Here is a 10840-nt window from a genome sequence, read left to right as displayed (position 1 = left end):
CTATAGTTTCCCTATCCTGTAGGCTGGTTCTTCCTTTTGACAACAAAGGTAATGAATCAACCTTGCTTCCTAAAGGGGATTATACCCTGTTTAAGTTTCTTGCTGCAAACTTAGAGTCCTTCTGTCTTAAACATCCGTTACCAAGCACATTGATACTATGTTTCTATGTCTAAGAAATATGTCATTCAAAAAATATGTCACTATGTCATTTTGTCTAAAAAACTATGTTCCTCTGTCTTTTCAACACGTTAATAATCATTAAAGATACTATAACCAAGGCAATAAACCAAGCCAATGTATGCTGAAATTTACTATCTTTGTAGCTAATAACAAAAGCAATCGTCTATGGTAAAAAAGATATTTACTCCTTTTATTCTCACCTTAATACTCCTCATGGGTGCTGTTACTTCGGCACGTGCCGAGGCTCCAGTGGAGTTAATCGAACAGGAACTTCCATCCATTACCATCACCATTACAAATAATGTCTTACGTGTTGTTGGTGCTGAAGATGAGGTTCTCTCGATTTATAACGTTACAGGAGTAAAGGTGATGAATGTGCGTGTTGACGGTAGTGACAAGCACTATACTTTGAGCTTCCCAAGGGGTTGTTACATTGTGAAAGTGGGTAAAGTTGTCCGGAAAATATCTATCCGTTAAGGGCTAGACATCCCCCCAATTCTGGTACAGCAAAAGCTTTTTGAGTAACGTGTCTCCCCTTGATAAATCGGAAGAAGTTCGCCAGTTAGCGAGCTCGGAAGAGCGACAGAAAGCATTCCTAGATATTGTAAACCAATATAGTGAACCGCTATATTGGAAGATTCGAAGTATTGTTATCACGCATGATGATGCCGATGACGTGCTACAAAACACGTTTCTAAAGGCATGGAAAGGACTTGACAATTTTCAAGGCAAGTCCCAGTTGTCTACATGGCTATATCGTATTGCCATCAATGAAGCACTTGCGTGCCTACGTCGGAAACGCTCGGCAGTTGTCACGGGAGGCGAAGACACCCTACACCTAGCCGACAGCTTGCTAGCAGATGAGTATTTCGATGGTGACAGAGGGCAAGCCCTTTTGCAAGAAGCCATTGCCACCTTGCCCGATGTACAGCGCTTGGTGTTCACCTTACGCTACTTTGATGAGATGAAATATAGCGATATGAGTGAACTACTGGGTACGAGTGTCGGAGCGTTGAAAGCCTCTTATCACATTGCAGTAGAGAAGGTTACGACGTATATGAAGCAACACGAATAATGTTGCAAAGTCTTCTAAGTAAAAAAGAAGAGCATTATGTTTAAACCAATCTACCTATTTGAAGTCTAAGAGAGTAGTAACAATAACTCTCTATGGAACAAGAAAATCATATCAATTCAAGCAATGGGAAGGCACGTCCCTTCCGTGTTCCCAACAATTATTTCACCTCTTTTCCGCATCGACTAGTGGATAGGCTGTTAGCAGAGGAGGCTGTAGCTAGCTGGGATGAGTATTACAAAACGATGGTAGAAGAGGCTCGGTTGTGATACACATGATAGATTAATTATAAAAGAAAAGACCAATCAAAACAAATAAAAAAGCATAACAAAGAAAAAGATAAACACATGAGACAAATTCGTGAAGGCATGAAGATTCTGTCATTGATAGTACTATTCTTGACCATTACTATGACCAGTTTTGCTAAGAGTCAACCAGCAAAGCGCGAGTTTCGTGGAGCTTGGATCCAGTGTGTCAATGGGCAGTTTCAGGGTATCGGAACGCAACAGATGCAGCAAACCCTGCGTTATCAGTTGGACGAACTACAAAAGGATGGGGTTAACGCCATCATCTTTCAGGTGCGAGCAGAGTGCGACGCCCTCTATCCAAGCAAGTTAGAACCATGGAGCAAGTTCCTCACTGGACAGCAAGGACAGGCTCCTTCGCCTTATTGGGATCCCTTGCAATGGATGATAGATGAGTGCCATAAGCGAGGAATGGAGCTGCACGCATGGATCAATCCCTATCGTGCTAAGACAAAGAACACCAACCAGTTGGCTAATAGTCACATCGCTGTGCAACATCCCGAACGTGTTTTCTCATACGATGGGTTGTACATCTTGAACCCAGCCTTGCGTGAGAATCGTGAGTATATATGCCAGGTTGTTGACGACATCGTGTCTCGTTACGATGTAGATGGGCTTCATATCGATGATTACTTCTATCCTTATCCTGTTGCAGGACAGCCTATTCCTGATCAAAGGAACTTCCAACAGGACCCGAGAGGATTCTCAAATATCAACGACTGGAGGCGTGATAATGTTGATGTCTTCATCAAGGAACTAGGCGAAAGGATACATGCTGTAAAGCCATGGGTGAAGTTTGGCGTGTCACCCTTTGGTATTTACCGCAATCAAAAGGCTGACCCTCGTAACGGAAGTAGGACAAATGGACTTCAAAACTACGATGACCTTTATGCCGATGTACTAAAGTGGGTGAACAACGGATGGGTTGATTATTGTGTACCACAGCTCTATTGGGAGATTGGCAATCGTGCTGCTGACTACAAGGAATTGATTGGTTGGTGGAATCGCAACGCTGGGAAACGCCCATTATACATAGGTGAAGACGTGCTGCGAACCGTCAAATTCGCTGACCCACAGAACCCTTCTATCCATCAGTTAGCAGCTAAACGTCGCTTACATCAGCAGTCGACCAATGTCAACGGAACAGTGCTCTGGTATGCAAAGGCAGCTGTTGACAACCCTGGGAACTATGGAACTCTCTTGCGAACAGACTACTGGCGCTATCCAGCCTTGCAACCCTTAATGCCTTTCATAGACTCTGATGCACCGAAACATCCCAAGCGGTTGAAGGCACAATGGGAACGCGATGGCTATTACCTCACGTGGAAAGCACCGAAGGGAAAGGGCTGGAAGGATGAAGCACATCAATATGTTGTGTATCAGTTCACGCCTGATGAGCCTATAAACACCAATGACCCATCGAAGATTATAGCGATGCCTTATGAAAACAAGGTGCGCTTGAATTATAAAGATGGCAATCAGAAATATGTCTATGTGGTCACTGCTCTAGACAGAATGAGCAATGAGAGCACTGGAAAAAAGAAGAAGGTGAAGTTGTAAGAACTTCACCTTCTTTATTATATCATCGTCAGTCCTGATAAAGAAACAGGTTTTAAAAGACGGAGTAAGATAGGAATAGCACGTGTCGTAACAGTTTTTTAGTCAGGACAATGCCATGCTCTCTTGCCTTTATAATCTATTTGCTCCTTCTTTATTCAGTATCCCCTGCAACAGAAACGTTGCGTTCTGATTGCGTGCCACACCCTTACTTATCTTATAAGAATAGGTAATTTGCTTCCCTAACTCAATCTCGAAGCAATAGTTATGGAACCGTTCTGGCTCTTCATCTTCCATCTTTGACAACTCTAAGTCATGTGTGGCAATCACGCCCGTGACGTTTCGTGAGGCGATGTGTTGTAGGAATAGACGTGAACCATTTAGCTTATCCAAGGAGTTAGTACCCTTTAGTATCTCGTCAAGTATGATGAGGTTGGGTGTAGACTCACGTAGAGAGCCTAACAGCTGATCGAGTCGTAAGAGCTCAGCATTGAAGTAGGAAATACCATGAGTGAGGTCATCTGTGGTGCGCATACTCGTGAATAAGTGGAAGACGGAGACCTTTAGTTGCTTGGCAAACACGGGTAATCCGTTCATTGCCAACAGATAATTCACACCCAACGAACGCAGGAACGTACTCTTACCTGCCATGTTTGCACCTGTTACTATATAATATTCACGATCTTGAATGTCGAAGTCGTTTGCCACAGCATGCTCTCCCAAGAAAGGATGATAGAGCGCTTTTGCATTAAAGACGACCTGATTCTCTGCCACAACCTCAGCCTGCACCGCTTTATTCTCATTGAGTTTGTAATTGCCCATAGATACCAGTGTGTCAAAGAGATTCAGCGTTTCTATCCATTCATTTGTGCGCTCTTCATACGCTCGTTGCCACTGTTGAAAGAGTCGGACAATGGTTATATCAATCAAAGCAAAGCAATTAAAGATGAATATACCAATCTCATTACTGCGGTTATCTATCTTCTGTAAGATGAGTGCTAACCGCTCTAAAGACTCTTCCGCACCTGCTAATCGCCCTTTCAATGCCTGCAATTCTGATGCTTGAAAGTCGGTTTGATTGATGAGTCGCAGCACTTGTAAATAGCCATCGACCGCTGTTTGCACCTTTGCTATCAGTTCGGATATAACACGGATGTGCTTATGCGAACACAAGAAAGATAATAGGAAGTTGAAGATTCCCCACCATATTGGCAACAAGGAGGGCACAATATCCATGAATGAAAGTACGATACTGGCATAGAAACCCAGCAAGTTTGCAGAACAGAAAAGGCGGAAAAGAGGATGAGAGAAGTATTTGGGTAGCTGCTTTTGATGCACATCTGTCAGTGCCGTCAGCACTTCCTTTGTTTGAATCTGCCCCTTTACACCAAACGACTTGAACCGAGTTAGAAACGACTCTGCCTGTCCTAACTCTTGAATGGATGCCATTCTCTGATGAATCTGACCCACCTGTTCACTCTGATCTAGACCTCCCCACTCCTTTGAAAGATATTCTGCCAACTGGTCACTGCCCCCTGTTGAGATGGTGCGGTTGATACGTTGGAACAGAGAACCAGCTCCGAACACATCTAAATCGTATGTGTATGGATGCTGCGGATTGATATATTGCGTGCCAGCATTGAGCTTACTGAAGTCGCCATGATGGTAGTTTATCTCATTCTCATAGGTCATCACCATTGCTTCTCCCACCTTTATACGGCGGTCGTTACGCACATCTAGCTTGCGAATGTATACATATAAGAAGAGAGCTAACAGCCCACAAGCTAGTGTCCAGGCTGCATTAGCAAGCAAAGTATAGACTACTACGAAGCCAATAGCAAGTAAGAAAGAGCTTACTTCTGCCAGTATGAAGGCTCGACTACGGTTGCGAAGCCTTGAGAGAAGGCTGTTCTCTTCTTCAACTTTCCGTTGATAATGAGCTGTTAGTTCCTTATTCATGTTGAGAAATATACTATATTGAAAGCGTTTATTGCGTTATAACCTCTTTACGAACACGTCCATCGCTATACTTCACAATGTTGATTCCCTTTTGTGGAGCCGTAATTCGCCGACCATCCAATGTATAACGTGCGGTCTCAACAGCGGTTTCCTTTCTATCAGAAACAGATGAGATAGAAGTTGTTTGAGCGTCAGCAATACTGCACTTAGCCGCATTTTCTATTCTTCCCGTTTGTGTGTTTATCAGCAAAACACATACCTTCAACCTTGCTTTATCTTGTAGAACTTTTATCTTCGAGACATCCTTGAAGATGTAAGAATGGCTCTGCGTCTGGTCGGCTTTGATAGGAGCTTCAATGAGACTATCCACTGGCTCTTTCACACCAGTAGCCGCAATGGCAACAAAGTTGTTCTTTAGATTACGGATTTCACTTGGTGAATCGATGAACACATCGAACTCTTTTGTTACTCCACGATCGCTCTCGCTACCCGCATAAGCATTGTTTTGAACCCATTCGGGACGTGACATTCCATCCTCAGTCAGCACATAGGCAAAGCCATAAGGGGCTTTTTCACGATTCAAACGGAACGTTACTGCAGGCGTAACAGTGATGTTGTTCTTCTCTTTATCCCATTCGGCAGATACATCAAGATCCATATCTGCACCTGCATCTTGCTCTGCTTTGAACTCATCAACAGCCTTGACATACCCTAACTTACGGCTTCTATTCATATAAAGAGAGGGACGGCGAGAGTCTTCCCTGGCTTTTGCATAATAGTCCCAACAGGTCAATGGATCATCAGTATGCACCGCTATGCCAACGAAGTCATCGCCAAAAGTATGCGACAAGTTCTCCATGAGGGCAATACCAGATGGACAATATCGGCACCACATTGCCGTGTATTCTTCTACAACAACTTTCCTCTTTGCCACCTTAGTAACCGTTACTCTCGGTATTCGAGCCTCACTGATAGTAGCTCCATTGCGCCCTCCATTCACCTTCGTAATCGTGAAGATCAGTTCATCTTCACCCAATTCTGTGTGTGGCGGAACAGCTACTTCAATCACAGCATCATCATTATGTCCCAGTGTTTGGGGTAATGTGTAATGCTTTGACTCTAGCTCTTTTCCATTGAAAGAAAGCGTGTAGTCAATGTCTTGAATGCGAGTTCTACCAATGTTGGAAACCACAATCTTTCCTTTTACACTCGGTTCCGTAAGTGGCACATACACCTTTTGTCCAGCAACAGGGATAAGTATATGCTCTTGTGCATGAGCGTTTACTCCATAAGAGAGGATGGCAAGCAGGGTAATAAATTGTATGTAAATTCTACGTAACATATCAGGTTGTCAATGATTAAAGATGAATACTTAGCGCACAACGAACTTCTTAATTGCCTTCTTTGAGCCCGTCTGTTTCAAGATGTAAATGCCCTTAGGAAGATTGGATAAGGATGTAAGCTGCTTATATAATAAGGTACCTTGCGTATTGAATACATCGTAAGTAAGACCCTTCTGTGACGCTACATCTACTATTCCTGTTGGGTTAGTATCGAACTTAACAATAATAGTTGGACCTTCAATCTCTTGCTCGGAACCAAGTTCTTTGGTAGTCAGTTTCAGTGTAATCGAGCCCTTCTCACTATGCTCGTAAGTGTGTTCTATCGCAATAGACTCCCTCTCCGAGCCTGCCAACAACATCTGACTTCCTATCTCTGTACTATTACCTTCTTCTACAGGAGTGCATCCGCCAAGTGCACAAACCGTCACATTGCCTTCATCAAGGCTGTTAATTCTACTGTAAAGGGTTACTTCCAGATTCTTATCCGACGTATTCTTAATATACACCTCACCTGCTATTTCCTTCCATCCAGGTGGGAACATGGCATCTTTCACAGCGTTTAATACCACCGTTGTGCCGTTCGGAATAACCTTACCTTGCGCATCCACGAAGGCAACATCATTGTTACTTGTCTGTGCTTGAGCACTAACTAAAAGACTGGTCAGCAGTCCGATTAATACGAGTAAGCGTAATTTCATATTGTTCAATTTATATTTATCTACTTAATTGATGATGACTTATTTACGAAATAGAAACCTTTTGGCGCACAGCCTGCAGTACTCCGCTATCGTTATAGACGAATCCTACTATCCACGCATTGCCTGGTACTACATCTTCTGGGAGTGTGTACGATGTTTGCTCCACGTGCGTTTGCATTGAAGAGAGCATTAACTCCGTTCCCCACTCACCATTGATAGCAGCACGGAACACGTGGTTATGCACATACTCCTTATCCATCTTATTGTTTGGAAAGAGCTGTGGAGCCACGACACGATCCTCTACTAACCAAAGCTGAAGCCTTCCCTTCACATCATCGGACAATGTTTTTAAGTTGGTGTCAATCTTCACTTGACGTGTAACTGCGTCATAGTGACATTGAAGGGCTATATTGATTGTAGTTGTTTGAGCGAACTCTTCATAGACACGACCAGCCCAAGTATCTTTTTGTAGGACGCCTCCACGACGATTGATAATGGCTTTTGGCACATTAGGAACCGCCCAATACTTGTAATAAACATCCCCTGCATCAGTGCGCAAGCCCTTAACTCCACCCAGACTCTTTATTGCGAGCGGTCCAGCATGTATGCCTACAGCTATCAATCTGTCTGCTCCATAAAGCTTTTGCAGTTCTTCTATCGTCTGAGAAGCCGCCGGACAGAATATGCAACGTTGCCCTGTAAAGTCCTCGATGAGTACATTTCGCTGAACAGTTGCAGGCGGAATCTCTATCAATCGTTCGTCAGAACCAACTGAATCACAGCCTGTCAAGAGTGCAACAGCAGCCAAGATAAGTATATAAAAACGTCTCATTTCCATCAAAAGTTATAATTATAAGAGAGTGTCAAGCCCTTTGTTGCTGGGATATAACGGCATACACCCCCCGAACAATTAAAGCCCGCACGTGTTCGACCATAGCCTAATTGCAGTCGATGAGCCCCACCGCTATAGGTTACATAGCCTTGGTAGTAATGCACATGGGTGTTACCTGCATTGTAGAGGTCGCTCACGGTGACCATCCAATGCGGTGCGAACGATAGTTCCCCCAGCCCGAATAGCCAGTCTTTATCGCCCTCTTTTGACGCAAGATACTGCCCTTCGACACGCAAGATGGCGTTCGTTCCGAGTTTCTGTTTGACATCTGCAACGAAGATATGCGTGTTTAGCATTCCTCCATGCCCTTCTAACAAGGTCTGATTGTATCGTTGATACATATACATCAGGTTTAACTTCGTTTCTTTGGAGAGCCGCTTCTCCAACTGCACATCAATATCTTGATAATAAGTAGCGTCACCCCATGCCCAAAACGGACTTCCATAACCCTCTGTACCCATCTCTCCTGCACCCTTCTTACGCACTGAATGGACATGAGAGAAGTTCACTTTCGTTGTTGTTCCATACTTTCCTCCCATCCAAGAGCCCTTTGGAAAGGTGTAAGCTGCCGTGGCTTGATAAGCCCACTCACCCTCAGGGCGTGTAGCGTAAGGGTAGAGTGCTGCCAAGGTATAGGTATGCTCCACCGTGAAAGGCGGTAGATGATTGATGAAAGAGGAGATACCTTCCATCCCTCTACGGCTTCGGAAGCCCATATTCGTACTGCGTTTTGCTTGCAGCAATAGGCTCATTCCACGCTTAGAATAGGACCCTGACAGCATTGCCACATAGCCATTACGATAGATGTAACCATTATCATGCGAAGGATCCTGCGTCTTCATTGCCATTTCTGCCAATACATTGAAGCCGTGATGTTGCACTCGTAGACGTAAATCGAACGCATTGACATAACGAGGAAGGCGCAACCGATGGGTCGGATCGACCATCACCACCTCGTCTCTCTCGTATTTATTAAGGTAGGAACCACCCAACATTATATAGGTATTATGCTCTTGAAGCGACTTAAACGACTCTTCCATGTTCCATTCCACATCCGCTCCTGTCATCCAACTCTTATTGTGGTGCCAGTAACGACGCTGTCTACCCGTGAGCAACTTGACCGCAACTCCCGCACAAGGGAGATAGTTCAAGCGTGCACCTTGCAATGAGTTATCAATCCCAAGACTGCGTTCTTCATACGAACGGAGGATGAAACCAGAGCCAAACTGCTCATAGAAGCTACCCAAAGTAAGCTCCGCATTCTTATAACGACCCTTCAAGTAGGCGTAAGGAACACCCCAACCCTTAAAGTCGCTCTCGTATCCTGGGAGCGGATGGGGCATATATTCCAACCTTGCACCAGCCTCAAAGTATCTGTTTGAGAGCCTCAAGTCGAGATAAGTATTCGTTCGGAAACGACTGCCTGTAGCCTCTGCGCCCGTCGCACTGTCCTTTTGTGCCAACAGCATATCACTCTGAAGACTTCCAGAAAGGTGTAATTTGTCGGACTCTTGTGCATAAACTGATGCACTACTCAGGCTCATGAGCAGTCCTATCATCATCCATCTTTTCATAAAATCACCTTCTCAAAACCTCTTTCACCTTCTTATATAGCTCCATCTCAGCGCCATCTGTGTAGCCATTATGCTTATAAACAATCCTGCCCTGACCATCGAGTAAGACCGTATAAGGCACTGACTGAATACCTAACGAGCGTCGGAACTCACCATTAGGATCGAGTAATACATCATAACGCCAGCCATTCTGGTCGACCAAAGGCTTCACTTTATTAACGTTTTGAGCCTGATCAATGGATACAGCAACGATTCGCACACCTGTTTCTAGGCGCCAATCATCATAAAGCTCATCAATACTTTTCAACTCACGGTCGCATGGTTTGCACCAAGTAGCAAAGAAGGTAACAACGAGAGGATTGCCATTATTAGAGATAGTGTCGGTTTGTACGGTCCTTCCTTCTAGATCTTTAAGGGTCACTTTGGGCAGTCGCTCTTGTGCACCAACAGCCACACTTGCCCATAAGAGACAAAGGGATAGAAATAATTTATTCATCGTTTTTAGTTATAATTAGGCTGCAAATATACGAAAAAAAAGCGATATGACAAAGGGTAGTATTCGCTAACTCCTGTAAAATAGAGGGTCGTCAAGATGGTTTGAAATACTCTCTTAGATTCTTTCCAGCCTCAATTTAGCCTCGTTCTTAGCTCCCGATAGCCCCTTCCGAAGGATAAATATTTAATTTAAACCTATCTTTTTTGCGCCTTCTTACCCCTTTGTTGCGTTGCAAACTACTTTGAATAATGTAATAAAATACTGCTAATTTCAGGGCTTCTATTTGCGTTTTTCAGAAGAACAAAGGACTTTGTCCACAAATACGGGAATTAGAGAGCAATTTTACAAGGTATTTATAACCTCCTGACTAATAGCTATTTGCATAAGAGTAAGCTTCATTTTAGGTAGGAGGAAGTAATCTTAAGCACAAAAAATAGGCTATTTTTAGCTAAAACGATAGTACTTTTTACGCATAACGGAGGTGCTTTCTACCCGAAACGGAGGTATCTTTTGCATAAAACGAAGGTACTTCTTGCCCAAAACGGAAGTATCTTTTCATAAAAACGGAGGTACGTTTTCATAAAAAGCCACATATTGGTTCGTTTTCTAATAAGTATGGCTTTGAATGAAAGCTAGAATGAGAAAACAAATTGTAAAGTACTTTCTATATCAGTCCTCACCACTTCCGACCATTCAAAAAGGAGGATGCGCCACTTTGAGCGTACCCTCCTTACTGATCTTACTTTCCATCCAGTCGATAGAAG

The 10840-nt window shown here is 43.7% G+C and carries 10 protein-coding genes; 4 read left to right on the top strand and 6 right to left on the bottom strand.

Annotation, left to right across the window (positions count from 1 at the left end; genetic code table 11):
- Nucleotides 1–345 precede the first annotated feature (345 nt).
- The 4 genes from F0475_RS10430 to F0475_RS10420 all read left to right on the top strand — a co-directional run bounded on the left by F0475_RS10430 (nt 346) and on the right by F0475_RS10420 (nt 3117).
- Complete coding sequence (locus tag F0475_RS10430) at nt 346–657, top strand: T9SS type A sorting domain-containing protein (protein ID WP_155716587.1); 312 nt, start codon at nt 346–348, stop codon at nt 655–657.
- 49 nt (nt 658–706) lie between these two features.
- Nucleotides 707–1255, top strand: a complete 549-nt coding sequence (locus F0475_RS10425) for an RNA polymerase sigma factor (RefSeq protein ID WP_317163221.1) — start codon at nt 707–709, stop codon at nt 1253–1255.
- Between the two features lie 92 nt (nt 1256–1347).
- Nucleotides 1348–1521, top strand: coding sequence for a hypothetical protein (locus F0475_RS11755; RefSeq protein ID WP_199879808.1), 174 nt, complete (start codon nt 1348–1350; stop codon nt 1519–1521).
- Nucleotides 1522–1599: 78 nt separating this feature from the next.
- The gene (locus tag F0475_RS10420; protein WP_155716585.1) at nt 1600–3117 is read left to right on the top strand and encodes a glycoside hydrolase family 10 protein; all 1518 of its coding nucleotides are present in this window, start codon (nt 1600–1602) and stop codon (nt 3115–3117) included.
- Nucleotides 3118–3246: 129 nt separating this feature from the next.
- Here F0475_RS10420 and F0475_RS10415 read toward each other — a convergent pair whose 3' ends face one another.
- Genes F0475_RS10415 through F0475_RS10390 form a run of 6 tightly spaced genes read right to left on the bottom strand, consistent with a single transcriptional unit; the run spans nt 3247 to nt 10076 of the window.
- The gene (locus F0475_RS10415) at nt 3247–5073 is read right to left on the bottom strand and encodes a MutS-related protein (RefSeq protein ID WP_155716584.1); all 1827 of its coding nucleotides are present in this window, start codon (nt 5071–5073) and stop codon (nt 3247–3249) included.
- Nucleotides 5074–5101: 28 nt separating this feature from the next.
- Nucleotides 5102–6415, bottom strand: coding sequence for a thioredoxin family protein (locus F0475_RS10410; protein ID WP_155716583.1), 1314 nt, complete (start codon nt 6413–6415; stop codon nt 5102–5104).
- 30 nt (nt 6416–6445) lie between these two features.
- Nucleotides 6446–7114: a T9SS type A sorting domain-containing protein gene (locus F0475_RS10405; RefSeq protein WP_155716582.1), complete on the bottom strand. Its 669-nt coding sequence runs from the start codon at nt 7112–7114 to the stop codon at nt 6446–6448.
- Nucleotides 7115–7157: 43 nt separating this feature from the next.
- Nucleotides 7158–7946, bottom strand: coding sequence for an Omp28 family outer membrane lipoprotein (locus F0475_RS10400; RefSeq protein ID WP_155716581.1), 789 nt, complete (start codon nt 7944–7946; stop codon nt 7158–7160).
- Nucleotides 7947–7951: 5 nt separating this feature from the next.
- A complete protein-coding gene (locus F0475_RS10395) occupies nt 7952–9580 on the bottom strand; it encodes a DUF6029 family protein (RefSeq protein WP_155716580.1) in 1629 nt (542 codons plus the stop codon).
- Nucleotides 9581–9584: 4 nt separating this feature from the next.
- Nucleotides 9585–10076 carry a TlpA family protein disulfide reductase gene (locus F0475_RS10390; RefSeq protein ID WP_155716579.1) on the bottom strand — a complete coding sequence of 164 codons (492 nt, stop codon included), beginning with the start codon at nt 10074–10076 and terminating at the stop codon, nt 9585–9587.
- Between the last annotated feature and the right edge of the window lie 764 nt (nt 10077–10840).

Origin of the sequence: Prevotella vespertina (genome assembly GCF_009728485.1) — a bacterium.
GTDB classification, from domain to species: domain Bacteria; phylum Bacteroidota; class Bacteroidia; order Bacteroidales; family Bacteroidaceae; genus Prevotella; species Prevotella vespertina.
Note: the sequence above shows the minus strand (reverse complement) of the source record. Positions and strands in the feature narration are given on the sequence as shown.